The sequence below is a fragment of the Sorangium sp. So ce363 genome, assembly GCF_051520435.1.
In the GTDB taxonomy this organism is placed as follows: Bacteria; Myxococcota_A; Polyangia; order Polyangiales; family Polyangiaceae; genus Sorangium; species Sorangium cellulosum_B.
This window is the reverse complement of record NZ_CP150333.1, coordinates 3,899,668-3,926,187: the sequence shown is the minus strand read 5'-3', so window position 1 is coordinate 3,926,187 and position 26,520 is coordinate 3,899,668. Positions and strand designations below refer to the sequence as shown.

General features: G+C 72.4%; 26 protein-coding genes. 12 read left to right on the top strand and 14 right to left on the bottom strand.

Annotation, left to right across the window (positions count from 1 at the left end; all coding sequences use genetic code 11):
- Window positions 1–32: 32 nt before the first annotated feature.
- The 3 genes from WMF12_RS15040 to WMF12_RS15030 all read right to left on the bottom strand — a co-directional run bounded on the left by WMF12_RS15040 (window position 33) and on the right by WMF12_RS15030 (window position 4,804).
- Window positions 33–2,174, bottom strand: coding sequence for a DUF2169 domain-containing protein (locus WMF12_RS15040; protein WP_437872223.1), 2,142 nt, complete (start codon window positions 2,172–2,174; stop codon window positions 33–35).
- Window positions 2,175–2,317: 143 nt separating this feature from the next.
- Window positions 2,318–3,178, bottom strand: coding sequence for a hypothetical protein (locus tag WMF12_RS15035; protein WP_437872222.1), 861 nt, complete (start codon window positions 3,176–3,178; stop codon window positions 2,318–2,320).
- Window positions 3,179–3,187: 9 nt separating this feature from the next.
- A complete protein-coding gene (locus WMF12_RS15030; protein ID WP_437872219.1) occupies window positions 3,188–4,804 on the bottom strand; it encodes a hypothetical protein in 1,617 nt (538 codons plus the stop codon).
- Window positions 4,805–4,929: 125 nt separating this feature from the next.
- Between WMF12_RS15030 and argJ the strand changes: the two genes are divergently transcribed.
- From argJ to WMF12_RS15000, 6 genes are all read left to right on the top strand, one after another.
- Window positions 4,930–6,105 carry a bifunctional glutamate N-acetyltransferase/amino-acid acetyltransferase ArgJ gene (gene argJ / locus WMF12_RS15025; RefSeq protein WP_437872217.1) on the top strand — a complete coding sequence of 392 codons (1,176 nt, stop codon included), beginning with the start codon at window positions 4,930–4,932 and terminating at the stop codon, window positions 6,103–6,105.
- A 331-nt stretch (window positions 6,106–6,436) separates the two neighbouring features.
- On the top strand, window positions 6,437–7,312 hold the full coding sequence (locus WMF12_RS15020; RefSeq protein ID WP_437872215.1) for a hypothetical protein: 876 nt from the start codon (window positions 6,437–6,439) through the stop codon (window positions 7,310–7,312).
- A gap of 48 nt (window positions 7,313–7,360) precedes the next feature.
- Window positions 7,361–7,969 (top strand): OmpH family outer membrane protein, encoded by a 609-nt coding sequence (locus WMF12_RS15015; protein WP_437746345.1) that lies wholly within the window; start codon window positions 7,361–7,363, stop codon window positions 7,967–7,969.
- 41 nt (window positions 7,970–8,010) lie between these two features.
- The gene (fabZ, locus tag WMF12_RS15010) at window positions 8,011–8,478 is read left to right on the top strand and encodes a 3-hydroxyacyl-ACP dehydratase FabZ (RefSeq protein WP_012235490.1); all 468 of its coding nucleotides are present in this window, start codon (window positions 8,011–8,013) and stop codon (window positions 8,476–8,478) included.
- 20 nt (window positions 8,479–8,498) lie between these two features.
- Entirely contained in the window at window positions 8,499–9,110 is a 612-nt protein-coding gene (locus WMF12_RS15005; RefSeq protein ID WP_437872213.1) for a TlpA family protein disulfide reductase, read from the top strand.
- A gap of 28 nt (window positions 9,111–9,138) precedes the next feature.
- The gene (locus tag WMF12_RS15000) at window positions 9,139–10,239 is read left to right on the top strand and encodes a dipeptide epimerase (protein ID WP_437872211.1); all 1,101 of its coding nucleotides are present in this window, start codon (window positions 9,139–9,141) and stop codon (window positions 10,237–10,239) included.
- Here the strand turns inward: WMF12_RS15000 and WMF12_RS14995 are convergent.
- Window positions 10,205–10,930 (bottom strand): pseudouridine synthase, encoded by a 726-nt coding sequence (locus tag WMF12_RS14995; RefSeq protein ID WP_437746342.1) that lies wholly within the window; start codon window positions 10,928–10,930, stop codon window positions 10,205–10,207. The two genes, WMF12_RS15000 and WMF12_RS14995, sit on opposite strands and share 35 nt — an antisense overlap.
- Window positions 10,927–12,135: a protein phosphatase 2C domain-containing protein gene (locus WMF12_RS14990; protein ID WP_437872206.1), complete on the bottom strand. Its 1,209-nt coding sequence runs from the start codon at window positions 12,133–12,135 to the stop codon at window positions 10,927–10,929. The genes WMF12_RS14995 and WMF12_RS14990 overlap by 4 nt, the downstream gene beginning before the upstream one ends.
- 315 nt (window positions 12,136–12,450) lie before the next feature.
- Between WMF12_RS14990 and WMF12_RS14985 the strand changes: the two genes are divergently transcribed.
- Both WMF12_RS14985 and WMF12_RS14980 read left to right on the top strand, forming a co-directional pair.
- Entirely contained in the window at window positions 12,451–12,600 is a 150-nt protein-coding gene (locus WMF12_RS14985) for a hypothetical protein (protein ID WP_272098061.1), read from the top strand.
- Between the two features lie 259 nt (window positions 12,601–12,859).
- The gene (locus tag WMF12_RS14980) at window positions 12,860–13,825 is read left to right on the top strand and encodes an FHA domain-containing protein (RefSeq protein WP_437872205.1); all 966 of its coding nucleotides are present in this window, start codon (window positions 12,860–12,862) and stop codon (window positions 13,823–13,825) included.
- A 131-nt stretch (window positions 13,826–13,956) separates the two neighbouring features.
- Here the strand turns inward: WMF12_RS14980 and WMF12_RS14975 are convergent, their stop codons facing one another.
- From WMF12_RS14975 to WMF12_RS14945, 7 genes are all read right to left on the bottom strand, one after another.
- Window positions 13,957–15,096, bottom strand: coding sequence for an acyl-CoA dehydrogenase family protein (locus WMF12_RS14975; RefSeq protein WP_437552715.1), 1,140 nt, complete (start codon window positions 15,094–15,096; stop codon window positions 13,957–13,959).
- A 79-nt stretch (window positions 15,097–15,175) separates the two neighbouring features.
- Window positions 15,176–15,319: a hypothetical protein gene (locus WMF12_RS14970; RefSeq protein WP_012235483.1), complete on the bottom strand. Its 144-nt coding sequence runs from the start codon at window positions 15,317–15,319 to the stop codon at window positions 15,176–15,178.
- Window positions 15,319–15,597: a CcmD family protein gene (locus tag WMF12_RS14965; RefSeq protein ID WP_012235482.1), complete on the bottom strand. Its 279-nt coding sequence runs from the start codon at window positions 15,595–15,597 to the stop codon at window positions 15,319–15,321. The genes WMF12_RS14970 and WMF12_RS14965 overlap by 1 nt, the downstream gene beginning before the upstream one ends.
- 4 nt (window positions 15,598–15,601) lie before the next feature.
- Window positions 15,602–16,393 (bottom strand): cytochrome c biogenesis protein, encoded by a 792-nt coding sequence (locus tag WMF12_RS14960; protein ID WP_437746339.1) that lies wholly within the window; start codon window positions 16,391–16,393, stop codon window positions 15,602–15,604.
- Window positions 16,394–16,491: 98 nt separating this feature from the next.
- Window positions 16,492–17,763 (bottom strand): TolC family protein, encoded by a 1,272-nt coding sequence (locus WMF12_RS14955; protein WP_437872203.1) that lies wholly within the window; start codon window positions 17,761–17,763, stop codon window positions 16,492–16,494.
- 211 nt (window positions 17,764–17,974) lie between these two features.
- Window positions 17,975–19,438, bottom strand: coding sequence for a sigma-54-dependent transcriptional regulator (locus tag WMF12_RS14950; RefSeq protein WP_437872202.1), 1,464 nt, complete (start codon window positions 19,436–19,438; stop codon window positions 17,975–17,977).
- 22 nt (window positions 19,439–19,460) lie between these two features.
- Window positions 19,461–20,627 carry a diguanylate cyclase gene (locus WMF12_RS14945; protein ID WP_437872200.1) on the bottom strand — a complete coding sequence of 389 codons (1,167 nt, stop codon included), beginning with the start codon at window positions 20,625–20,627 and terminating at the stop codon, window positions 19,461–19,463.
- A gap of 190 nt (window positions 20,628–20,817) precedes the next feature.
- Between WMF12_RS14945 and WMF12_RS14940 the strand changes: the two genes are divergently transcribed.
- Window positions 20,818–21,786, top strand: coding sequence for a COX15/CtaA family protein (locus tag WMF12_RS14940; protein WP_437872197.1), 969 nt, complete (start codon window positions 20,818–20,820; stop codon window positions 21,784–21,786).
- Window positions 21,787–21,845: 59 nt separating this feature from the next.
- Here WMF12_RS14940 and WMF12_RS14935 read toward each other — a convergent pair whose 3' ends face one another.
- Window positions 21,846–22,520 (bottom strand): hypothetical protein, encoded by a 675-nt coding sequence (locus tag WMF12_RS14935; RefSeq protein WP_437872195.1) that lies wholly within the window; start codon window positions 22,518–22,520, stop codon window positions 21,846–21,848.
- 60 nt (window positions 22,521–22,580) lie between these two features.
- On the opposite strand from WMF12_RS14935, the gene WMF12_RS14930 reads away from it, so the two are divergent.
- Window positions 22,581–23,156: a DUF99 family protein gene (locus tag WMF12_RS14930; protein WP_437746333.1), complete on the top strand. Its 576-nt coding sequence runs from the start codon at window positions 22,581–22,583 to the stop codon at window positions 23,154–23,156.
- Between the two features lie 45 nt (window positions 23,157–23,201).
- Here WMF12_RS14930 and WMF12_RS14925 read toward each other — a convergent pair whose 3' ends face one another.
- Window positions 23,202–24,629 carry a hypothetical protein gene (locus WMF12_RS14925; RefSeq protein WP_437872193.1) on the bottom strand — a complete coding sequence of 476 codons (1,428 nt, stop codon included), beginning with the start codon at window positions 24,627–24,629 and terminating at the stop codon, window positions 23,202–23,204.
- A gap of 243 nt (window positions 24,630–24,872) precedes the next feature.
- Here WMF12_RS14925 and WMF12_RS14920 point away from each other — a divergent pair, with 243 nt between their 5' ends.
- Complete coding sequence (locus tag WMF12_RS14920; protein WP_437872191.1) at window positions 24,873–25,448, top strand: bactofilin family protein; 576 nt, start codon at window positions 24,873–24,875, stop codon at window positions 25,446–25,448.
- A gap of 196 nt (window positions 25,449–25,644) precedes the next feature.
- Window positions 25,645–26,475 carry an SRPBCC family protein gene (locus WMF12_RS14915; RefSeq protein WP_437872188.1) on the top strand — a complete coding sequence of 277 codons (831 nt, stop codon included), beginning with the start codon at window positions 25,645–25,647 and terminating at the stop codon, window positions 26,473–26,475.
- Window positions 26,476–26,520 lie beyond the last annotated feature (45 nt).

Sequence of the window (26,520 nt, the reverse complement as noted above, 5' to 3'; positions counted from 1 at the left end):
CCGCGGTCAAGGGGCACGGCGCGCGACGCGGCTCAGACGGCGTACGCCGCGGGAGCGCCGGCCTGCGCGCGCTGGCGCGGCGCCTCGCGCAGCCTCGCGATCTCGGCCTCGACGCGGGCCCTGAGGCGCGGATCGTCGGCGAGGCGCCTGGCCCAGAGCCGCTTCATGCGCACCCACACGGTGCGTCGGATCGCGCGGTCGCCGAGCGCCGCGGCGCCCCCGCTGCGCTCGGTCGCGACGATCAGCCGGGCATAGTCGGCCGCGTGCAGCGGGCCACAGATGGCTTCCCACGCGCCGACATAGGCGGCGTCGAACCTGTCGCGGAGCGCCCGCTCGCGGCGCCTGGTCTCTTCCGTCATCGCGTCCCTCCACCGCCGCTCGGCCTCTGCCCAGCGCGCCTCCGACAGGCCGTGCGCCCTGAGCACATCGGCGCGGGGGACCGGCTTCTCGGCGAGCTCCGCCGTGACGATGGCGCACCGCTCGAGGCTCACCTCTTCGCCGTCGCCGAGCGGCGGGAGCGACGCGGAGGGCGATTCGTCCTCGCGCCGGAGGACGTGAAAGAAGCGGGACGCGGCGGGTCGCTCGGGCTCGCGCGCGAGGACGCCCGAGGCCGGGGCGGCGTAGGACGAAGACTCGATGGGCGGCGGCAATACCTCGGCGGACGGCGGCGGAACATCCTCCTCCAGCGCGAGGGTCGCGAGCCCCATGGACGGGCCGGGCGCCGGTGAAGCGAGCGCGCCAGACCAGGGCGCGCCGGGGATCGGCGCCCCGAGCTCGACGCGCGGCGCCGCCCTCGGGTCGAAGAAGAACGGGATCGCGGGCCGCTCGCCGACGCGCACCTCCTCCTCGCTCGACAGCGCGAGCGTCGCGCTCGCGACGGCATCGATCTGCGGTCGCGCTGGCTCGGGCCGGCCCTGCCGCGCCGATCCCGGCGCGGGCGCGAACGGAAGCGCCGGCGCGCGCACCGCCGCCTCGCCCTGCTCGTCGGAGAGCGCGACCGTCTGCAGCGGCGACGGGCGCTGGATCAGGTCGATGAGCTCGATCTCGTCGTCCGAGAGGTGGATGGTGCGCCCCGGATCCCCGTCCCGCTGGCGCGCCTGGCCGGGCGCGTCCTCGATGTGCACCGTCCCTCGCGGGCCGATCGGGAGCGCATCCGGAGCCGCTCCCGCGGCGCCCGAGGCCCGCCCGGGGCGCAGGTCGGGCCACGCGAGCTCCTCGCCGTCGACAGCGACGCCGGCCGCGATCCGCACGGCCGCGAGGGCGTGGCCGTCGGGGACGGGGACGATCTGACGCCACACGACCGTGCAGCGCTGCTCGGCGCCGTCGATCCGGAGCGTGTCCGCGCTGAGCTCGATGATGTCGCCCCCTGTCGCAGGAGGCGCGGCGAGCCCGTGGATCCGCGCCACGCCGCGCGCTCGGGGCAGGCGCATCTCCAGCCGGCGAGCGGCCGGGTGCAGATTCTCGAGCACGATCCACTCGTCGCCGCGCAGATACTCGGTCCGCTGGTCCGGGGGCGCCGCCTGGAAGTACGACCAGTCGAAGCCAGCGGGGATCTCCGCGTTCGGGCCCTCGAGCGTCTCGCGCCGGGTCTTGCCGAGCAGCCGCTTGCGCACGGGCCAGGCGCGCGCGATCGGGCCGAGCCCCGCGGGCCGCGCGGGGTCCTGGGGATCGAGGACCCTGGCCTCGCCGTCGCTCGCGTCGATGCCGAAGGGGTTCTCCCACCCGTTCGCGCCACGCGCTGCCTTCTCGTACACGAGGGGCATCCGCTGGAACGGCTTCTTGTCGCGGACGAGGAGGCGTTTGTCGAGCGCGCAGCCGCCCGCGCCAAAGACGGCGAGCCGCACCGGCAAGCACTCGACATGCGCCCCGTCAGGGGCGTGCGCGTCGCCCGTGAAGAGCACGTCCGCGCGGCCCAGGTAGGGCGCGAGGTCGCCGGTGAACCGCACGCTCCGCGCGGGGTTCTTGCCGTGATGGACCTCGGCGCGGAGGATCTCCTGCGGCTCCGTCCGCCACATGGCCGCGCCGGGCGTGAACGCGAAGCTCGCCTTGACGATGATCGTGATGTAGCGCTGGCCCTGCGTGCGCCACGAGACGGCGGCGGCCTCGGCGCCCGGGAGCGACGTCACGGCGTCGGGCGGCAGCGCGCTCACGACCGCGTCCTTCTGCAGAAGCACCTCGCCATGGTTCGCATCGCGTCAAGCATCGCTCGGCGACCATTGAACCCGCTCAACGTGACCATCGCGTTGCAATCGCGTGATCTGCGTGTGGAGCCGGCGCGGCGGCGAGGGCGTGAGCGGGCGTGGACCGGAGCCGCCGCTCACCCGCCGCACGGGTTCACCCGGCATGCCCGGACGAAGCCGATCTCGCTCTGCCCCGCCTCGATCCGCTCGATCCACCAGGCGAGCCCCGGATAGGTGGCCCGGATGAACGCCGCCGCCTCCGCGAAGCGCGCCGCGTCCCCCCGCGCGGCGTAGATCTCGGCGCGGAGCGCGTGGGCCTCCGGCTCGTAGACGCCGCGGAGCACGTCGAGGAGAGCCGGGTCCACGTCGCCGAGCGGCTGCGGCCCGTACATCAGGTAACGCAGGATGCGGTCGAAGCGGAGCGGGTCGCCCGGCTCCACGCGGCCCGTGACCGCCGCGCCGCTTTCCGGAGGGAGGCTCGTCCAGCGGCCCCAGGAGCCCGCGCGGGCGGCCTCGGGCGCGAGGCGCCCGAGCTCGCGCTGCTCCTCGGGGCTCGGCGCCGCGAGCTCGATCGGCACCGGCGGGCTCTCCGCGCGGTCCGGCGGCCCGATGTAGACGATCGCCAGCGTGTACTGCCCGGGATCGAGCCCCGCCGGGAGGTACGACGAGACGTCGATGAGCATGCGCCTGCACTCGCCCGGGCACAGGCGGAACACCGGCGTGCCGTGCTCGGGGAGCACGACCGGCCAGGGCTCGGTCCTCGCGACCTCCTCGCCGGTGCCCGCCCGTGCGAGGCGGACGCCGATCGCGCCGGCGTTGCCCGCCCAGCTCGGGCGCGGCAACCGCAGGATACAGGCCCGAGGGCGGTCGGCGCACAGCGTGATGGCCACGTGGAGGGGAAAGCCGAGCACATAGCGGCGATCGTGATCGAGCGAGCGGAGCACCAGCCCAGGCGGGCCGACCGGGTCCCCGGCGCTTCGCGGGTGTTCATCGGACATGACGGCCCCTCATCTCCATCGAAGTCCCCTGTTGTTCTCGAGGCGCACGCGCCGGGTCTCCTTCATGTGGCGCCCGCACAGGTCGTTGCCGACCCGCCCGTCGGTTCCAGGGATGAGCTGCTGGTCGGCGTCCACCATCCAGTGGGACCGATAGTTCATGCAGCACGTCGTCTGGCGCGGCGTCCGGTAATCGAAGTAGCCGCACTTGTGCGGCATTCCGAACGCGTGCGTGAGCTCGTGGACGATGGTGTGGAGCGTGGCTTGCTCGTAGCCGCGCCGGGGCCGCGCCCCCTCGGGGTCCCACCACGCCCTGTGATGGGTGAACAGGATGGTCCTGCCGGCGAAGTACCTCGCCGGCCCGACGTCGATCGTGGGGCTCAAGCCGGCGGTGTAGGTGGCCCCTGGGCCCCGCACGTCGGCCTCGACGCGCGCGGGGATGCCGTAGCCCGGGGGCTCCCACGCCCCGTCCCTGCGGCGGGCCCGAGGGAAGAAGAAGAGGCGCCGCTCGTACGCGTGCGCCAGCGACCCGTCGCCCGCGGTGAACTGGTTCTGGATGTCGTGCGGCGCGATCCAGAGGCGGGTCCGCGGCGGGTCGCCGAGGATGGCCGCGCTCGCGACCGAGAAGCCCATCTGCCAGCCGTCCCAGCGGAACGTGACGTAGCTCGCGTCCGGGTGGGCGCCAGGGATCTCCACGTACTCGCCGCGCCGCTCGCCCTCGCCGCCGTCCAGGATCGTGACGCTCCCGGAGAACAGCGGCTCGCCCCGGACCTCGGGCACGGGGTGCGGATCGAGCGCGGCGATCAGGCAGAACCAGCCAGGGTCCCCGGCGTGCTCGAATTGCTCGCTCACGAAGCGCGAGGCCATCTCGCCGAGCGTGCCCGCGTCGAGCGCCATGTGCTGCAGGTCCTGGATCACGCGCGCCTCGGTGAAATCGAGCTGGCTGAAGACGGGCTCGAAGTGCTTCGGCGCCTGCTCCACGGGCAACGGGGGCGCGCTCTCCATCCGGATGTACTCGACGTCGATCCGGCGCCAGAGCGTCATGATCCCGGTCTCGTCGGCGGCGCCTTCCGCGAGGCCCTCGGCGTCGATCTCGGCGCGGACGATCAGGTTGTCGCCGGCGACATCGGTCATGTGGCGCCGGATCGTGCTCCGCCCCCCCACGATCGCGGTGCTCGCGCTGGTCTCCGTCGCGTAGGAGAGCGCATAGCCCTCCACCTCTTCCCATCCAGGCACCCTGTCCTGCGTTCCCTCGTTGTCGTCTTCAGCCGGCGCCACATAGTCCCCCGCGGCGTCGTAATCGTTCTCGTCGAGGGTGGCAGCCCAGTCCGGGTGCACCTCCGGCGGCTCATTCGAGGGATCGTCTGGATCGCGCGCGCTCCAGCGAATCCGGGCTCCTTCTGGCAGCTCGCCCTCGGAGCTCATCACCTCGACGGTGATCTCGACGAGCTGCGTATTCTTTGCCCACTGCCCATCGAGATCTCGGTTGATGTAGACGCGTCCCCGGTTATCGAGGCTCTTGTAACCGGGCTTATATCCAGCCGCCCGCGTCGTCCCCGGCGGCGCTGTGCTGTCGGGAAAGCCCGGCAGATACAGGCCCTTGATGTCGACAATCCGGACAGCGATCATCGGGACGCAGCATTGCAAATGCCGCGCTCAGCCCGGCCGCCTCCGGGCGTCTCATCCCCCGGGGCTCGTGCCTTCCGCTTGTCGCTTTCTCCCGGCGCGCGTTCGTGCGTAGACTCCGCGCCCTCATGAGCTTCGAGCCAGTTGCAGGGTTTCGCTTCGGCGCCATCAGCGCCGGGATCCGGAAAGACGGGCGCATCGACGTCGCGCTCGCGGTGGCCGATCAGCCGGCGATCGTGGCCGGCATGTTCACGCGGAACGTGGTGCGCGCGGCGCCCGTGGACATCGCGATGCAGCGCGTCCGGTCGGGGCGCGCTCGCGCCGTCGTCGCCAACAGCGGGTGCGCGAACGCGTGCACGGGCGAGGCAGGCTGGAAGGCGACGCTCGATACGACGCGCGCCGTCGCCGAGTCCATCGGCGCCTCGGAGGACGAGGTGCTCCCCGCCTCGACCGGCGTGATCGGCGCCGTCCTGCCCGCGCACCGGATCATCGAGCGTGTCCCCGAGCTGTCGGCGCGCCTGTCGCCGAAGGGCTACCTCGATTTCGCCCAGGCGATCTGCACGACCGACCGCTGGCCGAAGCTCGCGCAACGCAAGCTCGGCGCCGGCGCGACGCTGCTCGGCATCGGCAAGGGCGCCGGGATGATCCACCCCGACGTGGGCCCGCCCCACGCGACGATGCTCGTCTTCCTGTTCACCGACGCCGTGCTCGACGCCGGCGAGGCGAGCGACGCGCTGGCGGCCTCGTGCGACGTGACGTTCAACGCGTGCAGCGTCGACGGGGACACCAGCACCAACGACACGGTGCTCCTCCTGTCCTCCGGCGCGTCCCAGCGCCGCGTCTCGCGCGACGAGCTCTCGGCGGGCCTCACCGAGGTCTGCGGCGAGCTCGCGCGCTCGATGGTGGCGGACGGCGAGGGCAGCACGCACGTCGCCGAGATCCGCGTCCGCGGGCTCGCGACGCGCGACGGTGCGCGCGCCGTCGCGCGCACGGTGGCCACGTCGATGCTCGTGAAGACCGCGCTGTTCGGCAAGGACGCGAACTGGGGGCGGCTGCTCGCCGCCGCGGGCCGCGCAGGCGTCCCCTTCGACCCGCGCGAGGCCCAGATCCTCGTCGGCGGGATCCCGATCGTGCGGAACGGCGCGCCGGTCGGGGCGGAAGCCGAGCTCAAGGCGAACGAGGTGCTCGCGCGCGACACCTACGTCATCGAGCTCGTGCTCGGCGGCGGCCCCGGCGACTTCGCTTACCTCACGAGCGATCTCGGACACGGCTACGTCGACGTGAACGCGGGGTACCGCTCCTGATCCTCGCGGGATGACCGGCCGGGCTGCTCGCAGGGAGCGCCCCCGCGCCTTCGCCCCGACCGGAAGCGCCGTCTGCGGCCTTCCCCATCGCTCCCGGGCCCCGAGCGCCGGCCGTCCCCCGCCTCACCGCCGCACGATCCCCGCGGATCAGTGAACCTCGCGCGACGAGCATAGGTGAACGCAGGTTCACAAGCGGGTTCACAAAATGAGCGCCTCGTCGGGCTTCCCGGCGCTCCTCTCCTGCTGCCCCGTGGCACGCTGCGTGTTAGCGCGCGTCATGGTAGTCGTGCGGGAAGGCCGCGCCGGTGCCGGCCGCCGCTGGAGGACTTCGATGCTTCTTCATTCCCCCCTTGCGAAGATCCTGGGTCGAGGCGCGCTGTTCCTGATGATCACCGCGACCGCGACGGGCTGCGGCGGCTGTGGCGATGCGTCGCTCCAGTGCGACCCCGATGGTGAGAACTGTTTCCTCTGCGACGGTTACGGGTGTCGCCCCGTGGAGCCGGACATCGACGCCGCCAGCAGTGGGGGTCAAGGCGGCGCGGGTCCGGCAGACCCGGGCCAGGGCGGCGCGGGCCAAGGCGGCGCGGGGGGCGCGGAGGCCGAGTGCGACGCGGAGCTCACCACGTGTCCCTGCGACGGCGACAGCGCGTGCGAGGACGGCACGCGGTGCGTCGACGGGCTCTGCATCGCGGCGTGCGAGTTCAGCTACGAGTGCGGCGACGGCAGGGTGTGCGTGAACGGCGAGTGCGCCGATGGCTGCTCCAACGCCGCGCCCTGCGCGGAGCCCGGCACGCGCTGCGACCGCGGGGTCTGCGTCCCCGACCCCGCGAATCCCGAGTGCGGCGACGCGGCCCCGTGCGAGGGCGGCGCGGTCTGCGTCGACGGCGCCTGCACCACCGGCTGCGCGACGCACGCGGACTGCGCGTCCGGCGAGGTGTGCAACGCGGCCACCGGCGCGTGCATGGACGACCCCTCGCCTCAGCCCGGCTGCGGCGCCAAGGCCTGCGCGGCGCAGGGCCAGGAGTGCATGGAGGACGGCTACTGCCACTACCCGTGCGAGAACACGCGGGCCTGCCAGCTCATCGACAGCCGCTTCGTCGGCTGCGCGGACGGGTTCTGCAAGACGCGGGAGGAGGTCGCGCCGGAGTGCTCGCTCGACGAGCCTTGCCCCGACGGCGAGAGCTGCATCTCGGGCAAGTGCCTCTGATCCCCCGCACACCTTGACCGTCCGTCACGCGGCGGGTAATCGCCTCCAATGGTCTCCCGCTCTCCCGTCCATCGGCCCGCGCATCGGCCCGCGCCGCTCTTCGCTCGGATCGCCCGCGCCGCCGCCGTGTCGCTCGCCCTCGCCGTGCCGAGCGTCGCCGCCGCCGAGACCCGGATCGCCGTCGTCGACGTGCAGCACGCCGTCATGCAGACGGAGGACGGCATCCGAGCGCAGGCCACGCTGAAGAAGCTCTTCGACCGGCGGCAGCAGGAGCTCGACGCGAAGCAGACCGAGCTCCAGCGGGCGCGCGAGGACATCGAGAAGCAGTCGCGCGTGCTCTCGCGCGAGTCGCTCCAGAAGCGGATGGAGGACTGGCAGCGCCAGATGGTCGAGCTCCAGACCGTCTTCGTCGACTACAACAAGGAGCTCCAGAAGAAGCAGGGCGAGCTCACCGGGCCCATCCTCAAGAAGATGATGCTCATCGTCGGCAGGATCGCGAAGAAGTCGGGCTACGAGATCATCTTCGACAAGCAAGCGGCCCCGTACGTCCGCGCCGATCTCGATCTGACGGAGCAGGTCATCCAGCTCTACAACACCGGCGGCGGCGAGGACGACGCGGGCGGCGACAAGGCAGAGAAGAAGGACGACGCGAAGTAGCGCGCCGCCCGCGCGCTCCACACCGCGGAAAGGAGCCGGCCTTGCCTGAGCGAACCCAAGCGCCCGTCACGCTCGACATCCATCAGATCCTGTCGATCCTGCCGCACCGTTACCCCCTCGTGATGGTCGACCGGGTGACGGAGATCACCGCCAACAAGTGCATCCGCGGCTACAAGTGCGTCGCTTACAACGAGCCCTGGTTTCAGGGGCACTTCCCCCAGCGGCCGATCATGCCCGGGGTGCTGATCCTGGAGTCGCTCACGCAGCTCGGCGGCATCCTCGCCTATGCGTCGGATCCGTTCGACGCCACGTCGAACCTCATGTTCTTCCTCGGCATCGACAAGGCGAAGTTCCGCCACACTGTGACGCCCGGCGACCGGCTCGATCTCTACGCCGAGGTGCTGCACCACCGCTCGAACGTCTGGAAGCTGCGCGGCGAGGCGAGCGTCGACGGGACGCTCTGCGCCGAGGGAGAGATGCTCGCTTCCATCGTCGATCGCGAGCCCTGATCGGGGAGGGAGATCTCGTCATGAGGCCCAGTCCATCGCCGTCGTTCGCCCGTGTCCTCGCGGCCCTCTGCGCCTCGCTCGCGCTGTTGCTCGCAAGCGGCTGCGGCGGCGCCGCGCCCATCGCGCCCCCGGCGCCCGAGACGGGCGGCGGCCTGATCGGCTCGGCGGCGCCGGAGCTCGCGGCCGAGGTCGTGAGCGGCGAAGGGCCCTCCACGCTCAAGGAGGCGCGCGGCAAGGTGGTGATCGTCGATTTCTGGGCGACCTACTGCCGCCCCTGCAGAAGATCGTTCCCCAAGTACCAGGAGCTCGTCGACCGCTTCGGCGGCAATCTCGCCGTGCTCGCCGTCTCCCTCGATGCACCCGAGGACGTCTCGACGGAGCAGCTCGCGGGGTTCGCGGACGAGGCGGGCGTCAGGTTCAAGATCCTCTGGGACAAGGACCAGAGCGCGGAGAAGGCGTACAGGCCGCGGAGGATGCCGACCGCGTTCGTCGTCGATCGGAGCGGCGTCGTGCGCCATATCCACGCGGGCTACGAGGACGGCGAGGAGGACAAGATCTCCCGGGAGGTCGAGGCGCTGCTCGGCCCTGCGGCGACTCCGCCGCCTGCCGACGGCGGCCGCCGATCCCCTTGACGCTCCCGAGGAGGCGACGCTCGTCTTGATGACCCCCACCCTGATCCGGCGCGTCTCGGTCGAGGCGCTCGACATCCCCCTGCACGAGCCGTTCGGCATCGCCGGCGGCGCGCAGGAGCGCGCGGCGAACCTCCTCGTCACCGTGGAGCTCGCCGACGGGACGCTCGGCTTCGGCGAGGCGGCGCCGCTGCCCGCCTTCAACGGCGAGACGCAGGACGGGTCGCGCGCCGCCGCCCTCTCCTTGCGCGAGGCCGTGGTGGGCTCGGACGCGCGCGCGTGGCGCGCCGTCGCGCGCGCGCTCCGCGAGGCGTCCGGGGGCGGCGCCGGCGCGGCGCGCTGCGCGATCGAGGCCGCGATCCTCGACGCGCTCACGAAGCGCGCGGGCATGCCGCTCTGGGCCTTCTTCGGCGGCTCCGGGACGGCGCTCACGACCGACATCACCATCACCACCGGCTCGCCGGAGCGCGCGGAGGAGGCCGCGCGGCGCGCCGCGGCCATGGGCTTCCGCGCGCTCAAGGTGAAGGTCGGCGGCCGCCTCGCCGCGTCGGACCCCGCGCGCATCGAGGCGATCCACGCGGCCGCGCCCGGGGCGTCGCTGATCCTCGACGGCAACGGCGGGCTCACGGCGGGCGAGGCGCTCGCGCTCGTCGCGCACGCGCGCCGGCTCGGCGCGGACGTCGCGCTGCTGGAGCAGCCGGTGCCGCGGGACGACTGGGACGGCATGAAGGAGGTCACGCGGCGCGCGGGCGTCGACGTGGCCGCCGACGAGAGCGCCGCCTCCGCGGAGGACGTCCTCCGCGTCGCGGCGGAGCGCGCGGCGACCGTGGTCAACATCAAGCTGATGAAGGGCGGCATCGCCGAGGCGCTCGACATCGCGGCGGTCGCCCGCGCCGCGGGGCTCGGGCTCATGATCGGCGGGATGGTCGAGTCGGTGCTCGCGATGACGGCGTCGGCGTGCTTCGCCGCCGGCCTCGGCGGGTTCTCGTTCGTCGATCTCGACACGCCCATGTTCCTCGCCGAGAACCCGTTCGACGGCGGCTTCGTCCAGCGAGGCCCGGCGCTCTCCCTCGAGGGGATCCGCGCCGGCCACGGCGTCACCCCGAAGCGCCGCTCTCCAGGGGCGGGCTAGCGGCCGCGTCGCCGACGGCGCCGATCCACGCCGGCACGCCCAGCTGATCGAACGGGCCCCGCAGGTCGTCGGGCAGCGGCGCGGCGAGGCGCAGCGGCGCGCCCGTCTCGGGGTGGGCGACGGCGAGCTCGGCCGCGTGGAGCGCGAGGCGGTGCAGCGCATACCGCTCGCGGAACAGGCGGTTGTGCTCGCCCTTGCCGTAGTTCACGTCGCCGATGATCGGGTGGCTGATGTGCTTGAGGTGCCTCCGCACCTGGTGCAGGCGGCCCGTGCGCGGGCGCGCCTCGACGACGGCGTAGCGCTCGAGCGCGTGGAGGCGCTCGAAGTCGGTGACGGCCGGCACGCGCGGGCCCCCCTCGCGCCGCGGGATCGGGTGATCGATGCACCCGCGCTCGGGGGGCACGCCGCGGACGAGCGCCAGGTAGCGCTTCCGCGCGAGGCCCTGCTCGAACTGCGCGCAGAGCAGCGCGGCGGCGGCGGCGTCGAGCGCGACGAGCAGCACGCCGCTCGTCGCCCGGTCGAGGCGGTGGACCGGGTAGACCTTCCGGCCCAGCGCGCGCTCGGCGAGGTCGACGAACACGACCGGCGCGTCGCCCCAGCCGCGGTGCACGAGCAGCCCGGACGGCTTCGCGAAGGCCGCGACGCGATCGTCCAGGTGGAGCAGGGAGAGCTGCGTCGCGGCCGCGCTCATCCGGTCCCGAGCGCGAGGTACCGCGCGAGCCGCTGGTACAGGGCGGCCGCGAGCTCCGCGTCGTGCTCGCAGACCTCGGCGAAATCGTCCTTGCGGATCCGGATGAGCCGCGTCCGCGCCGCGGCGACGGGCAGATCGCCCTTGCGCCGCGCCCCCACGAGCGACTCCGGGAAGAGCAGGCCGGAGGACCCGACGCGCCGCCCGTCCGGCAGATTCACGGCCCCGTCGAGCACCAGGTAAGCGACCAGATCGCTGGCGACGTCGCGCGGGATCCGATCCCCCGCGCCGAGCTCCACCTCCACGCCGGCCGCGAGCGCCCCGAGCACCGCCGCGGGGCTCATGCCGGCGAGGAGCGGGCACGCGGAGAGCACCGACAGATCGCGCGAAGACGGGCCGGCGTCGTCCGCGCGCTTGACGAAGCGCTCCTTGATGTCGATGACGATCACGCTCGCGTTGTCGTGGCCTCCCCGCTCGCGCGCGTGGCCGAGGAGGCCGGCGGCGACCTCCTCGGGCCCGCCCTTCGAGCAGAAGCGGGAGAGCGACGCCTCGCTGTCGATCGCGTTGTGCACCCCGTCGGTGCAGAGGAGGATGCGGTCGCCGCGCGACAGATCGACGAACACGGTGTCGACCGCGACGGTGCCCGCGAGCCCGATCGCGTTCACGAGCGGGTTCCGTTGCGGCTTCCTGGCCGGGGTCGGGTTGCCGGCCGCGCGGAGCGTATCGTAGAGGGCGTGGTCCTGGGTGAGCTGGACGGTGGTCGTCGGGCGAACCAGGTACGCGCGGCTGTCGCCCGCGTGGGCGAAGAACGCCCGGCTGTGCGCGAGCACGACGAAATCGAGCGTCGTGCCCATCCCCTGGTAGCTCGGCTCCGTGCGGCGCGCCTCCAGGATGGCCGCGTGCGCGGCCTCGGCCACGCGCCGGAGCAGCGCGAACACCTCGCGCCGCGCCTCGATGTTCGGGTCGGCCACGTACGCGTCGAGGATGGCGGCGGCGGGCGGACGGAGCACCTCGCCGCGCACCGTGTCGACGGCGATCTGAGCCGCGACCTCGCCCGCGGCGTGGCCGCCCATCCCGTCGGCGATGCCGAAGAGGGCGAGCTCGGGGCAACAGAGGATCCGGTCCTCATTGCTCGGGCGGACGAGGCCGACATCGGTCGATGCGGCGAACTCGATGCGATAGTCGAAGCGTGGGAGGATCCGGGACACCGCGACCAGGATAGACACCGTGCGGGCGGCGTCAAAATGGCGCGTCTGTCGGCGACCGCGCGACGGCTCCACGCCCGCTCGCCTGCGTCGGCCGGCGCTCGCCCTCCCCCTGCCGCGAGCGCGCGCCACGTTGCCGCCCCGCTGCCCCGCTGGCGCCGCCGCGCCAGGGGGGCAGCGGGGCCTCGCCCTGGCCCCGCTGACGCGGGCCGGCGCGCCCTGCGCACCGGCCGAGGCGAGGCCGTGCCTCCGGCGGACACACCAGCGTGCAACGCGCACGGATCCACGGTTGGCCCGACTCTCGCGTCTTCGGGGAGCATGCAACTCATCGAGGTGGACGTCGGGCGCTTTCGGCTCGAATTGGGCGGAGGGCTCGGGCTGGAGGTCATCGTCCTGTTCAGCCGCTCGGTGGCCTTCTGGCGCTGGGGCGGCGAGCTCGTTGCGGAGGTCAGCGTCGGCGTGAGCTGAACCGGACAGCCGTCGTCTCGACCCGAGCCCCGCCGGCCACAGCAGATTCGGGGCGCGCAGCGAAAGAGCCCCAGACGAAAAATTCCGGTAGGATTCGGCTCGACCGCATGAGGCCTCGCTGCTGTCTGACATCCACCACGCTCGCTCCTGCCGCGGCTCTGCCGGAGGCCTGCGCAGCGACTCGGCCATTCACGCTCGAGCTCGGCGGTCCGACGCGGACTGCGGGGCGCGCGACCTCGCGCCGCTCGTGGAGCGCGCGATGACGGTAGAACCGCGGATCGACGTCGCCACGATGCGGCGAGCGCTGTCCACCGCCGAGGCGGTGATGGCGCTGAACCCTCCCGAGTCGCCGATGAGCGAGGGGTACCGGCTGTTCCGGGTGTCAGGCGGTGACGTCGCGTGGCTGGACCTGCCCGCGAACAGCGGCGCATATGCCGTCTTCGGCTCGCACCCGCGCTGCGACATGAAGTTCGCGTCGGGCGACGATGTCTGCGTGCGCCACCTGGTCGCCACCTGCTGCAACCTCCCCGACGGCGGCTTCGGGCTGCGGCTCATGGATCTGCAGACCTCGATCCCCTTCTTCGTGGACGACGACGTGCCGCGGCGGTCGATCGTCGTCAGCGGCCCGCTGCTCGTGCGCATCGGCAAGCACGTGGTCGGCGGGCTCCCGGTCGGGCCGCGCGCCTCGTCGAGGGTGCTCGAGGTGAGCTCGTGCGGGATGAGCGAGCCGCCGCGCGGCCTCGAGAGCGTCGCGGGCAAGGCCGTCATCGAGGGCGCCGCGCCGCCGGCGGCGACCGAGGGCATCACGACCAGCCACCGCTTCGCCCGCGGGGAGATCTCGCACATCACGTCGGTGCGTCCCGTCTCGCACATCGAGGAGATGGTGGCGCCGCGCGCGAAGAGCGGGTACGTGCGGCTCACGCTGCAATCGAGCGAGCGCAGCGCCGCGGTCGAGCTTCCCCAGCAAGCGCTCGACGACGGCGTGCTGCTCGGGCGCGCCGACAACTGCCTGGACCGCGGCCTGCGCTCCGTCCTGAGCACGCACATCTCGCGGACCCACCTGCTGCTCCTGCGGGACGGCGCGGAGATCATGGCCCTCGATCTCTGCTCGACGAACGGGACGAGGTTCGCAGGCCAGAAGGTCCGCCGCGTGATGGTGCCCGCCGAGGGCCTCGCGCTCACGCTCGGCCCCGAGCTCACGCTGATCTGGCACCCGCAGACCTGACACGCTGGCCGCGCGTCGCGTCCGCTGGCCGCCCTCGCGGCGAGACGCCTGGCGATCCCCGAAGTGCGGCACGTCCGGCCGAAGCACCGCACTCCCCAGGCCGCGCCGCGAGGAGCGCGGCGCGCTACGCGCTACGCTAGAAGCTGGCGCGCGATGACGAGGCGCTGGATCTGGCTCGTGCCTTCGTAGATCTGGAGGACCTTCGCGTCGCGCATCATCTTCTCGACGGGGTACTCCTTGACGTAGCCGTTGCCGCCGAACACCTGCACGGCGTCCACGGCGGTCTGCATGGCGCTGTCAGCGCCGTAGGCCTTCGCGAAGCTCGAGACGATCGGGTCGCGCACCCCGTGATCGAGGTTCCACGCAGCCTTCTGGTAGAGCAGGCGCGTCCCCTCGACGCGGATCGCCATCTCCGCGAGCATCCACTGGATGAGCTGGTGGTTGCCGATCGGCTGGCCGAAGGTCTTGCGCTCCTTGGCGTAGGCCACGCACTCGTCGACGCAGCGCCGCATCAGGCCCGTCGCGGCCGCGCCGATGTCGGGGCGGGTCTGGTTGAAGGTCTCCATGGCGAGCTTGAAGCCCTGCCCCTCGGGCGCGAGCAGGTTCGCCTTCGGCACCTTCACATCATCGAGGAACACCTGGGCGGTGTCGCTCGCCCGCTGGCCGAGCTTGTCCTCCTTCTTGCCGACGCGGACGCCGGGCGTGTCGCGGTCCACGATGAACGCCGCGATCCCCTTGTGCCGCAGCTCCGGGTTCGACGTCGCGAAGATCACGTAGTAACGCGCGTAGCTCGCGTTCGTGATCCAGCACTTCTGCCCGTTCAGCACGTAGTCGTCCCCGTGCTTCGTGAAGCGCGTCTTGAGGCCCGCGACGTCGCTGCCCGCGTCCGGCTCGCTCGTGCAGTAGCTCGCCATGATCGGCTCGGCGGTGAGCATGCCGAGGTACTTCTTCTTCTGATCCTCGTTGCCGGCGAGCTTGATGGGGGTGAGCGCGAGGCCGTTCGCGAGGAAGCTCGTCTGGATCCCGGTACACCCGTACGAGAGCTCCTCGGCGAGGAGGGCGTTCTCGAGCTCGCCCATCCCCGGGCCGCCGTACTCGGCCGGGCAGGTCGGGTTGACGAGGCCGATGTTCCAGCCCTCCACGAAGACATCCATCGGGAAGTACGATTTCTGATCGCACTCGGCCGCGATCGGGAGGATGCGCTCCTTCGTGAAGCGACGCGCCGTATCGATGAGAGCCTTGTGCTCTTCGCTCACAGAGAAATCGACCACCTTGTGACCTCCGGCTAGTGGGGCGGGGACGGCGCTCACCGGGCCCGCCAGCTACGCGGGACGAGGACCTGCGCCCCCGTCACTCCTTCATTCTGCGCCTGCGTCGCTCGAGCTCGGCGCGCACGGCGCGGCTGCCCAGAATGTAGCCGACGATCAGCCCAAGCATCAGCACCACGGGGATGTAGAGCGCGTGCTGCGGGGTCATCTCCCCCAGGTTCGGCATCAGCTCGCCCCCTGGCCCGCTCCAGCCCGTGCCTTCTGCACGGCGGCCTCGAGCGCGTCGATGCGCCGGTCGATCTGCTTCTGCCGGCGCCAGGAGACGAAGACCAGCGCGAAGAGGATGAGCCAGATCGCGGCGTACGCCTCGACCAGCAGCTTCTCTCCGCTCTGCATGTCGTTCCCCCCCTGAACGGGGCGGAACGCCTGCGCTCGGTCGTCCGTCGTGGTGCTCGTCGGCTGCTGCAACGCCGCATGGGAGAACAAGGAATGATTGGATTTCACGTTGTCAGTCCTCTCCGATGCCGGCTTCGAGGGCCTCTTGCTCGAGCTCCGCGAGCCGCGCGGACGCGAGATCGACGCGGTAACGCGCCCACACGAGCGCGAGGGTGAGCAGGGTGAACGAGAGGAAGCCGAAGCCGAGCGCCATCTTCATGTCAGGGTGCCCGAGGCCGCCGCCTTTGCCCGTGATGACCGTGGGGTGGTTACCGCCCCACATCTTCACCGAATAATGGATGATCGGCAGGTTGGCCGCGCCGAGGACGCCCAGGGCCGCCGCGAACTTGCGCTCGGCGTCGCTGTCGCCGGTGAAGGCGCGGAGCACGACGTAAGCGATGTAGATAAGCACGCTGAGCAGCGACGTCGTGAGGCGCGGATCCCACGTCCAGTACACGCCCCACGCCTTGGCGGCCCACAGCGGGCCGGTGACGAGGACGATCAGCCCCATCGCCACGGCGACCTCGGCGCCAGCCTTCGCCAGCGAATCCCAGCGCTGGGTGCCGCGCGCGAGGTAGCCGGCGGAGCCGATGAAGCAGACGGTCGCGCCGATGTACATCGCGTACCCGGCGGGGGCGTGGAAGTAGAAGATCTTCTGCACGATCCCCATCGTGGCCTCGGTCGGCACGACGTACGCCACGAAGTGGAGAGTGCCGATGACGGCGAGGGCCGACGCCGCGAGCAGGACGTAAAACGCGATGCTGGCGCCCGCGGATGCGCCGCTCGTCGCGCGCCGCGCCGCATCACCGTTCGCTGCCAAAGCCACCTTGTGCGGCGCCCGCTCGACGTTGACGTTGGCTCCCATGCTGTCGCGCACCGTACTGCCAAGGACGGTCGCGTTCAAGCCGGGGTGACGCGGAGCCGAGCGACGCGGCGCGTGCCTCAGCGCGGCCGCCCCCTCGCTCAGGTGCCGTCCGGCGCGATGGCGTCCCAGCCGGTCGCCTTCGCGAGCCGCGACATCGCCATGTCGAGATCCATCGTCGCGTTCAGCTGGTTAAATCGGTTCGTGGCATATGCCTTGGCTGGATCGATGAGATCCTTGTCCGCCATCGTCCCGACGTCGATTCCTTGCTGCACCATCACGAGCCAGCGCTTCCCGTACTTGGCCGCCTTGGTGTAGGCGTCGAGCCGCTTCTGGGCCTCCACGACCTCGGCATAGGCGGTCTCGACCTCGGTCGCGACCCCGCCCATGGCGAAGCGCTGCGTCGCGGCCATCTCCTCGAGCTGCGCCTCGGCGGCGCGGATGCGCGCCGATTGCGGCAAGAGGTCGAGCTTCCACTGCAGCGCGAGCGCCGCGCTGTAGTGGAAGAAGTTGCCGGGGTCGCTGGTGAAGGGGTTCAGCTGATCCGCGACCTCCGGGGCGGCGCTCACCCCGACCTGCAGGGCGATGCCGATGTCGGGGAACAGCTGCGCGCGCGCGAGCCGCACCTGCGCGGACCTCGCGTCGAAGCCGGCGCGTGCCTGCGCGAGCTCCGGCCGGTACAGGCGCGCAGCGGTCAGGTAACGGGTGACGTGGCCGAGCCGGTGGTTCGGCGGGCGGATCGGGACGTCGGGGATGTCGAGATCCGCGACGCCCGTGTAGAAGCGCAGCCCCGCCAGCGCGACCGAGATGTATTTGTCGACCTCGGCCCCGCGCGCCTCGAGCTCGGCCCCGAAGGTCTGCAGCTTGAGCAGCTCGATGGGATCACCCTCCTCGCGCTCGACCTGCTCCTCGAGGCGCCGGAGGGCCTTGTCCATCTCGGCCCTCACGTCGACGAGCAGGCTCCGCGAGTCGCGCGCGAGCTGGAGGCCGAAATAGGCCTTGCGGACGTCGAGCCGCACCGCGTCCCGCTCCTTCTCGACGCTCGCCTGGTTCACCCGGACGTTCGCCTCGGCGGCGTCCCAGAGGTTCGTGATCTTCCCGAACGTCCAGAGCGGGACGACGCCGTCGATGTTCACGCGCCAGCCGACCCCGAGGCTCGAGGTGAGCGAGACGTCGGTGTTCGGGCTGAAGACGTTGTTCCCGCGGACGGTCGGCGCGAGCGCGACGCCGCCCGTCAGCTTGAACTGCGAGAACGGGGCGTACCGGGCCTCGTCGAGCTGCGCGCGGACCTGGTCGAGCTTCGCGCGCGCGGCGGCGACGTTCGGGTGATTGCGGTCGGCGAGCGCGAGCACGCCGGGGAGATCGTGGACCACCGCCGCTCGCCGCCCGGGCGCCCCGCCGGTGTCGGCGGCGGCAGCAGGGAGCGGCGCGAGCCGGACCGCGAGGGAAACGGCGGCGGCAGCAAGGGCAGCTCGTGCAGCGCGTCGGGCCATTTTCGGCGCAACGTAGCACGAGCCGGCCGCGCGCTTCTGCGACGTGCGCGCGCGACGTGCGCCGCGACGTGCGCCGCGACGTGTCCGCGCGTCAGCCCGCGCCGCCCTTGCTCGGCCCCGCCCCGTCGCTCTCCCCCTGCGCTGCCTCGTCTCCGCGCGACGCGACCTTTTTCTTCAGCCTCCGGAAGTTCGAGCGATCCATCCCCGCCTGCCGCGCCGCCTCGCTGAGGTTGTTGCCCGTGCGCTCCAGCAGGCGCCCGACGTAAATCTGATCGAACGCGTCGACGGCGCGCTCCTTGGCCTCCGCGTAGGGGAGATCGCAGAGCTCGGCCGGCAAGACGAGCGCGTCCCTCGGCGGGCGAAGCGGCGGCCCGGAGCGCCCCGACACCGAGGGCGGCAGATCCGCGGGCAAGATCGCCTCGCCGCGCGCGGAGATCACGGCGTGCTCGATGGCGCTCTCGAGCTCGCGCGCGTTGCCCGGCCACGCGTGCTCGCGGAGCAGGCGCGCCGCCTCGGGGCCGATCCGCTTGACGCCGCGCCCGTGCCTGCGCGCGCACCGGTTCAGGAAGTGGCTCGCGAGCAGCGCGACGTCCTCCTTGCGCCGCCGGAGCGGCGGCAGCTCGACGACGATGACGCCGAGGCGGTACGCGAGATCCTCCCGGAGCTGGCCGGCGGAGGCGAGCTCGCGGAGGTCTTCGCACGTCGACGCGATCACGCGCACGTCGACGCGGCGCGGCTCGCCCCCCACCCTCGCGATCTCGCCGTGCGTGAGGACCCGGAGCAGCCTTGCCTGGGCCGCGGGCGGCAGCGCCGAGACCTCGTCGAGGAAGAGCGTGCCCTTGTCCGCCGCCTCGATCAGGCCCCCGCGGGCGCGCCCGTCCTGCGAGGCGTCGCCGCCTTCGCCGAAGAGCTCGACCTCGGCCCGCGACCCCGGCAGCGCGCTGCAGTCGACGGCGACGAACGGCCGCGCGGCGCGCGGGCCGCGCCGGTGGACGGCGCGCGCGACGAGCTCCTTGCCCGTCCCGCGCTCGCCCATCAGCAGGAGGGGCGCGCCGACGGCCGCCACGCCGAGCGCCTTCCTGTAGGCGTCCTGCATCGCGGCGGAGCTCGTGATCACCTCGCCGAGCTGCTCGTGCTCGTCGACCCGCTCCTCGAGGGCCCGCGCGCGGCCCTCGAGCCGCCGGCGCTCGATCGCGCGCTCGATCGCGATCGAGACCGCGGCCTCCGCGTCGACGGGCTTCGTCACGAACCCGTACGCGCCGGCGCGCACGGCCGCGATCGCGGCGTCGAGGTCGGCGTGGCCGGCCATCACGACGACCTCGACGTCGGGGTACGTGGCCCTGATCCGATCGAGCACCTCGGCGCCGCTCATGCGCGGCATGGCGAGGTCGAGCAGCACCGCCTCGACGCGGGTCGTCGCGAGCAGCCCGAGCGCCGCGGGGCCGTCCTCCGCGGTGAGGACGTCGAAGTCGCGCACGAGCGCGCGCGCCAGGCCGCGGCGCAGGGCCGGCTCGTCGTCGACGAGGAGGATACGGGCGCGATCTGCGGCGTTCACGAGGCGGAGCGGCGGGGCGGGGCTACAGCGGCTTGCGTGAGGCGAAGGGCGGGAGGTCGGTGCCCCGGCGCGTCTGCGGCTCCCTCGGCTCGTCCGCGGCCGTGTGCGCCGCGTGCGTCGCGGCGAAGGCGGGATCGCTGGAGCGGCGGAGCTTCCCTGGCGGCGGCGAGGACTGCGGCTCGCCGCTCGCCGCCGGCGTGTAGATCTGGCCGTGCTGCTGGAAGACGCAGATCCGGTTGCCGCCCTCGCGCTTCGCCTGGTTGAGCGCGCTCTCGGCGGCGCGGATCAGCCCGTCCTTGGAGCGGACGTCGCGCGAGGGATAGAGCGCGACGCCGATCGATACGCTGCACGGCCTCGCCTCTCCGCCGAACTCGACCGGGTTGCCGGCGGCCTCGCGCCAGATCCGCTCGGCCACCGTCAGCGACCCGGCGAAGTGGGTGCTCGGCAGGACGATGAGGAACTCCTCGCCGCCGTAGCGCGCGACCACGTCCACCTCCCGGACGGAGCGGCGTATCCCATCGGCCACGCGCCGGATCACGGCATCGCCGAGCGTGCGCCCCCCGGTCTCGTTCATCGCCTTCAGCCGATCGATGTCGACGAGCACGCAGGCGAACGGCTCGTGGTAGCGCTCCGCGCGCTTGAACTCCTCGTTGAGCCGCGTGAAGAGGTAACGGTAGTTGTAGAGCCCCGTCATCTCGTCGTGGATGGAGAGCTGCTCCAGGTAGGCGCGCTGCGCCGCGACCTGGTCGTGCAGCCGCTTGATCCGGAGCATCGCGCCGACCCGCGCGAGGAGCTCCTCCTCCTCGAACGGCTTGCAGACGTAGTCGTCGGCGCCGATCTTGAGCCCCTCGACCCGGTTCGCCGTGTCGCTCTTCACGGTGACCAGCACGACGGGGAGGAACGACTCGGAGGTCATGCTCTTGAGCAGCCTGCACGCCTCGAGGCCGGTGAGCCGGGGCATCACGATGTCGAGGAGCACGAGATCGACCCCTCCCCGCCCGATCAGCTCGATCGCCTCCTGACCGTCGTCGACCGCCTCGACCTGGAAGCCCGCCTTCTGGAGGATGCTCACCAGCATCTGGCGCGCGAGGCGGTCGTCGTCCGCGACGACGATCCTGGCCGGTCGACCGCTCGGGAGCTCGATCGGCGCGGAGAGCGGAGCGCTTCGGAGTTCGTCGCTGTTCGGCACCGGCACATCCTCCCTTCAGCCGGGGCCGGGCGCAACGAGATCGCGCTGCGGCGGACGCCGCCTCGCCGAAGGTCGCGCGCGGTCGCGCGCAATCACGAAGGCAATCGCAGGGGTTGCCCGGGCAAGTCGCCCCTGCATCGCCGATCTCGCGCGGGCTGCCGTCGCGCTGGTTTCGCGGTAAGGACCCGGCATGACTCAGGCGCGGTTCTGGAAGCTCGCGGCGCTCGCGCTGGCCTTCACGCTCGGCGTGATCCTGTGGGGCGCGTTCGTGCGCGCGACCGGCTCGGGGGCCGGCTGCGGCAGCCACTGGCCGACGTGCAATGGCGACGTCATCCCACGCGCTCCGAGCGCGGCGACCTTCATCGAGTTCACGCACCGCGCCACCTCGGGCGTCGCGTTCCTGCTCGTCGCCCTGCAGCTCGTCTGGGCCTTCGTCGCGTATCCGTCGGGCCACCCCGTGCGCGGCGGCGCGGCCGCGTCGATGCTGTTCATGATCACCGAGGCGGCGGTCGGCGCCGGGATCGTCCTGCTCGAGTACGTCGCCCACGACGCGTCGGCGGCCCGCGCGATCTGGATGGCGGTGCACCTCATCAACACGTTCCTGCTGGTGGGCGCCATGACCTGCACCCTCTACTGGGCGCGCGGGGGCCGGCGCGTGCGCTTGCGCGGCCAGGGGGTGACGGGCGCGCTGCTCGGCGCCGGGCTCGCGGGGGTCCTGGCGGTGGGCGTGACCGGGGCCATCGCCGCGCTCGGGGACACGCTCTTCGCCGCGGCGTCGCTCCGCGAGGGCCTGGCGCAGGATTTCTCGCCCGCGGCGCACTTCCTGCTGCAGCTGCGCGTGCTGCACCCGACCGTGGCGGCGGCCGTGGGCGTCTACCTCCTCTTCGCCCGCGGCGCCGTCGCTGCCCGGCGCCTCTCGCCCGAGGTCGCGCGGCTCTCGGCGGCGACCGGAGCGCTCGTGCTGCTGCAGATCGGCGCGGGGCTCCTCAACCTCTTCTTGCTCGCGCCGGTGTGGATGCAGCTCGTCCACCTCCTGCTCGCCGATCTCCTGTGGATGGTCCTCGTCACGTTCGCCGCGGCGGCGATGAGCGAGTCGGCCTCGGCGGCGGACGCGGGCCCGCCCGGGGAGAAGGCCCGGCGGGAGGCGGTCGCCATCTAGTTGCCCTCCAGCGGTGAGCTCGGCCGCGGCCCGGGCCCCCGCCGCGGCCAGCCGGAGCTCTAGAGATCCGAGCTCTCCTCGTCGCTCCCGGGGTCCTGCGAGATCGTGCGGCGCTCCGAGCGCTTGCGCGCTCCCTCGGCCGGCGCCGCGGAGCGCTGCTCGGGGACGGACGGGGGGAAGTCGACCTGGAGCACCATCCCTTGATCGGTCTCGAGCACGCGGTAGGTCGCGTCGGCCTGGGTGCGCAGGTCGATCACCATGTCGAGATCGTTGCCCTGGCCGACGAGCTGCACCTGGGTCACCGGGGTCGCGAAGAACGACGTCACGAGCGGGAAGCGGTTCGTCTGGATCGCCCCCGCGCCCTTCAGCCGGTAGACGAGGCGTCCGGCGGCCTTCGACTCGGCGACGTCGACCTTGCCGCCGTGGATCTGCACGAACACGCGCGAGCCGCCGGTCGGGAGCATGCGGAAGCCGGGGAAGGTGGCGACCGGCCGCCCGGTGAGGCTCGCCTGCGCGTCCTTCTTGGGCTTGCGCGCGCGCCCGGGGCGCTTCGGCGCGCCGGCGCTGCCGCCGCGCGGCTTGTTCACCGCCGCCTTCTGCGGGGCCGCGGCCTTCTCCGGCGCCGCGGCCGCCTTCGGGGCCGGCTGGGCGGTGGCGCCCTGCGCGAGGGCCAGCGACGAGGCGAGGCCGAGGGCCAGCGAGAGGCTCAGCGAGAGGTGCCCGGAAGGTCGCATCCTGGCAGTACAGCACGACCGCCTGGCCCGGCAAAGGCGGCAGCACGGTAAGCTCTTCGTGTGCCGGCCCGCGCTCCACGCTTCTCGCACGTCATCGGCGTCGACGACGCGCCGTTCGCCCGCGACCACCGCGGCGACGTGCAGGTCGTCGGGACCGTCTTTTCGGGGCTGCGCCTCGAGGGCGTCCTCTCCACCCGCGTGAGGCGCGACGGGCGGAACGCCACGCCCGCGATCGCCGCGATGATCCGCGGCTCGCGCTTCTACGCCCAGGCGCAGGTGGTGATGCTCCAGGGCATCGCGGTGGCGGGCTTCAACGTCGTCGATCTCGCGGCGCTGCACGACGCCCTCGCCCTGCCGGTCGTGGTGGTGGCGCGGCGCCTCCCGGACCTCGACGCGATCCGCGACGCGCTGCTCTCGCGCGTCCGGGGGGGGCGCCGCAAGTGGGCGCTCATCCAGCGCGCCGGCCCGATGGAGCCGGTCGCGGGCGTGTACGTGCAGCGCGCCGGGATCTCGCTGGACGACGCGAGCGCGCTCATCGCGCGGCTCTCGGTGAACGGCCACCTCCCCGAGCCCCTGCGCGCCGCGCACCTCATCGCCGGCGGGCTGACCACCGGCGAGAGCCGCGGGCGCGCGTAACGGGACGCTGACGAGCCGCTGACGGGCCGCGACGGCTCGCGCGCGTCAGAGCGCCTGCCGGCGCGAAGCGCTGGCGGCGCCCGCCTTCTCGGCCTTCTTCCCGCGGCCGGTCACCTTCGAGTAGATGACGTCGAGGTTGGCGTTGATGTCGAGATAGAACTGAGCGTCAGGGCTGTAGAAGAAGTTCCTGCGCTGGCCGTCCTCCCCGAGCTGCCCCGTGGTGTTGTTGTAGCCGAGCGTGAGGTCGACGACCTCGTAGACCGGGTAGCTGACGTTGATGTCGAACGCCGTGTTCGGGAGGTAGGTGGTCCCGTCGGAGCCATACCGGGCGCAGCCGGTGCTGATCTCGACGCATCCCTCTCCGAGCTCGGGCTTGAACCGGCTGAGCAGCCCGAAGCTCGCCCCCAGCGAGAGGTCCTTGTAGAGCGGCACGTCGAGATCGAGGCTCGTGGTCAGGCGATTGAGGACCTGAGCATACCCACTCAGCTGTTCGTCGCGCGCGACCTCACCGCTCGGGTTCTGCCGGAGTCGTCGGATGTCGGGGTTCACCCGCATGATCGATCTGGAGAACAGGTGGGCGTACGTCACGCCGAGCGTCGCCGTCACATGGTTGAGCCCGTCGGCCTTCGAACCGAGCAACTTGATCTTCTGGATCACCTGCGGGCCCACCGACAGGGTGAAGTAGTCGCCCGAGTTCCAGCTCTGCGGCGAGGTCGGCAGGGTCACGCGCAGCCGCATGGCCGCGTCCGTCTTGTACTCGCCTTTGTTCGCGCCGCCGCTCTCCCAGAGCGCGCGGCTGTACCGGGCGCCGAGCGACATGTCCTTGAGCTGCGGCTCCCGGTACGTGGCGGTGGTGTCGCTGTTCGTGAGCTCGACGAGCCAGCCGACCTCGGCCGATAGCGACACCTTCTCCTTGGGGCGATCGAGCAGGTAGTAGCTCGGCCGCAGCGTGAAATCCCAGCCGTAGACCTGGATGTCGGGCGTGTACTCGCCGCCGACGCCGAAGAGGGTCGTGCTGCCGGCCTGGTTCCAGGTGAAGCTCGTCCCGCGCCAGCGCAGGCTCGTCTCTTCGTCTTCCTCCTGCACGGCGTCCGCCGCGGTGGCCTGATTCCACTGCACCACCGGGGAGACCGCCGCTGCATCCGGCCGCGGAGGCTCCGGGGGTGACGGCGGCTCCGCCGGAGGCTGAGGCTGCGCGGGGGGCGCTGGCTCCGCGGGCGGAGCGGCAGCCGGCGCAGCAGCCGGCGCGCCGGGCGCAGCAGCCGGAGCGCCGGGAGCCACAGCAGGAGCGCCGGGAGCCGCAGCAGCGGGAGCGCCGGGCGCCGCCGGCGCCGGGGCGGCCGGTTGCTCGGTCGGCTGGAGCGGCGTGGGATCGACCGGCGGAGCTGTCGGCGGCGCAGGCGGCGTCTGCGCGGACGCTACCGAGATGCTGCCCAGGACACTGGCAGCCACAAGCAACGATCGGAACGTCATCTCCACTCCCTCTCCTGGTCGCCTCGGACCCTCACGCTCCACCGCGCGCTCGGCCAGACGTCGGCCCACGCTCCGCGCGCCCCCCGGCGGTCAGCGCGCCGGGACACCTGCTCGGTCCGCCCCCTCTGCAGAAAACGTACCCTTCCGCAAACATCGCCCAAGCATTGGTAATCATTGGACATACACGGCAACCTCCGCGTGCCCGTTACGGGGCTGACGCGCACCCCCGTTGCGAATGTGACGATGCCTGAAGTAAGCCAGCGGGCGATGGAGCCGATGTCCTTCCCGGGCGACAGGGATTCGCCCCTCTCGCCGCGATCCCCAGGAAGCCCCCGCGGCGACGACGGCGGGGGCCACCGGCCCACCGAGATCAACGCCCTCCTGGGCCGCGGTACGCACTTCGAAGGCAAGCTCTTCTTCGAGGGCCGCGTGCGCATCGACGGCAGCTTCCGCGGCGAGATCCGCGGCGAGGACGTGCTCGTGATCGGCGAAGGGGCGCTCGTGATCGGGGAGATCCACGTCGTGACGTGCATCGTCACGGGCGGCGAGGTCCAGGCGAGCATCCGCGCCCGCGATGCCATCGAGCTCTACGCTCCATCCAAGGTGACCGGCGCCCTGCACGCGCCCGCCATCTTCATCGACCGCGGCGTGCAGTTCGACGGCTCCTGCAAGATGGCCCCGCTCGACGAGGAGCCAGGCGAGCGGCCCCTGCGGCCGCCCACGGCATCGTCCGAGCCCGACGCCGACGCTGCCGGCCAGGCCGCGAGCGCCGCGCCCACGACGCCCACGACCGACGACAGCGCGCAACGCGCGCGGTGAGCGTCAAGCGCGCCGACGCCGACCGCTGAATTCCGACCTCGTCCGAAGAAAGCATGTTTTCTGTAGTGCGCAGGCGTGCGGCCGCGTGCTGACGGGGTTACATCTAGCGAGGGGCTGCGGTCTCGCCGCCCGAGGCGCATGTCCGCGACGTGGGGGGGAGCCCGCGCTGACGGACGTCGCTCGAACAGGAGAGTCCATGAAGAAACTGTGGTCCCTGTCCTTGATCGCCTTCTCGCTCGCCGTCCTCGCCCTCTCCCTCTCGCCGCGCGCAGCCCGCGCCGCCGACGCCGAGTCGGAGAAGCTCGCGTCGCTCGGGAAGGCGCTCCGGTACACGCTGAAGACCACCGAGCCCGTCGCCGCGATCGACACCGGGGGCGCGGCGATCCTCGTGAAAGCGCCCCTGCCGACGGTCCGGAAGATCGTCACCTCCTACGGCAACTACAAGACGTTCATCGGCCCCTTCGACCAGAGCCGCGTGCTCACGAAGCGCAAGGGCACGAGCGAGGTCTATCTCCAGGTGCCGATCCTGAACGGCGCCGCGCACATCTGGACGGTCGCCGACATGTCGCCGCCCACCAAGGACGGCGCCGACGAGGTGATCTCCGGCCGCCACAAGCGCGGCAACGTCGCCGACTTCCGCGCCCGCTGGCGGCTCCGCGCCGTCGACGAGCACCACACGATCCTGAAGCTCGAGCTCTTCGTCGCCCCGAAGCTCCCTTTCCCGCCCTCGGTCGTGACGACACAGCTCGTCAAGGCGGCCGACAAGGCGGTGACCGCGGTGCGGAATCGCGCACAGTCCGAGGCGCCCCCCGGCGCTGGGGCGACCACCGCCGCCACCACCGACGTTCCGCCGGGCGCCGCAGCGAGCACGTCCGCCGCCGCGTCCGCTGGCGCCGCTCCCGCCGCGCGAGGCGACGACCAGAGCAGCGTGACGGCGGCCCCCGCCCTGCTGCCAGCGAGCGTGGCCGATCTGCCGCCGGCCGACGACACAAGCGTCCGCCGCGACAAGGACGTGGCGCGCCGCTAGCTCTCCCCGCAACCGACGCAACCGACGCAACCGACAGGGCGCCTC

What these genes read in the sequence shown, in the direction of transcription:
- WMF12_RS15000 (WP_437872211.1), top strand. Translation starts at nt 9,139, where the DNA reads ATGACCCCCACCCTGATCCGGCGCGTCTCGGTCGAGGCGCTCGACATC.
- WMF12_RS14920 (WP_437872191.1), top strand. Translation starts at nt 24,873, where the DNA reads ATGCCTGAAGTAAGCCAGCGGGCGATGGAGCCGATGTCCTTCCCGGGC.
- argJ (WP_437872217.1), top strand. Translation starts at nt 4,930, where the DNA reads ATGAGCTTCGAGCCAGTTGCAGGGTTTCGCTTCGGCGCCATCAGCGCC.
- WMF12_RS15035 (WP_437872222.1), bottom strand. Translation starts at nt 3,178, where the DNA reads ATGTCCGATGAACACCCGCGAAGCGCCGGGGACCCGGTCGGCCCGCCT.
- WMF12_RS15030 (WP_437872219.1), bottom strand. Translation starts at nt 4,804, where the DNA reads ATGATCGCTGTCCGGATTGTCGACATCAAGGGCCTGTATCTGCCGGGC.
- WMF12_RS14980 (WP_437872205.1), top strand. Translation starts at nt 12,860, where the DNA reads ATGACGGTAGAACCGCGGATCGACGTCGCCACGATGCGGCGAGCGCTG.
- WMF12_RS14995 (WP_437746342.1), bottom strand. Translation starts at nt 10,930, where the DNA reads ATGAGCGCGGCCGCGACGCAGCTCTCCCTGCTCCACCTGGACGATCGC.
- WMF12_RS14915 (WP_437872188.1), top strand. Translation starts at nt 25,645, where the DNA reads ATGAAGAAACTGTGGTCCCTGTCCTTGATCGCCTTCTCGCTCGCCGTC.
- WMF12_RS14970 (WP_012235483.1), bottom strand. Translation starts at nt 15,319, where the DNA reads ATGCCGAACCTGGGGGAGATGACCCCGCAGCACGCGCTCTACATCCCC.
- WMF12_RS15020 (WP_437872215.1), top strand. Translation starts at nt 6,437, where the DNA reads ATGCTTCTTCATTCCCCCCTTGCGAAGATCCTGGGTCGAGGCGCGCTG.
- WMF12_RS14985 (WP_272098061.1), top strand. Translation starts at nt 12,451, where the DNA reads ATGCAACTCATCGAGGTGGACGTCGGGCGCTTTCGGCTCGAATTGGGC.
- WMF12_RS14960 (WP_437746339.1), bottom strand. Translation starts at nt 16,393, where the DNA reads ATGGGAGCCAACGTCAACGTCGAGCGGGCGCCGCACAAGGTGGCTTTG.
- WMF12_RS14935 (WP_437872195.1), bottom strand. Translation starts at nt 22,520, where the DNA reads ATGCGACCTTCCGGGCACCTCTCGCTGAGCCTCTCGCTGGCCCTCGGC.
- WMF12_RS14925 (WP_437872193.1), bottom strand. Translation starts at nt 24,629, where the DNA reads ATGACGTTCCGATCGTTGCTTGTGGCTGCCAGTGTCCTGGGCAGCATC.
- WMF12_RS14940 (WP_437872197.1), top strand. Translation starts at nt 20,818, where the DNA reads ATGACTCAGGCGCGGTTCTGGAAGCTCGCGGCGCTCGCGCTGGCCTTC.
- WMF12_RS15005 (WP_437872213.1), top strand. Translation starts at nt 8,499, where the DNA reads ATGAGGCCCAGTCCATCGCCGTCGTTCGCCCGTGTCCTCGCGGCCCTC.
- WMF12_RS15015 (WP_437746345.1), top strand. Translation starts at nt 7,361, where the DNA reads ATGGTCTCCCGCTCTCCCGTCCATCGGCCCGCGCATCGGCCCGCGCCG.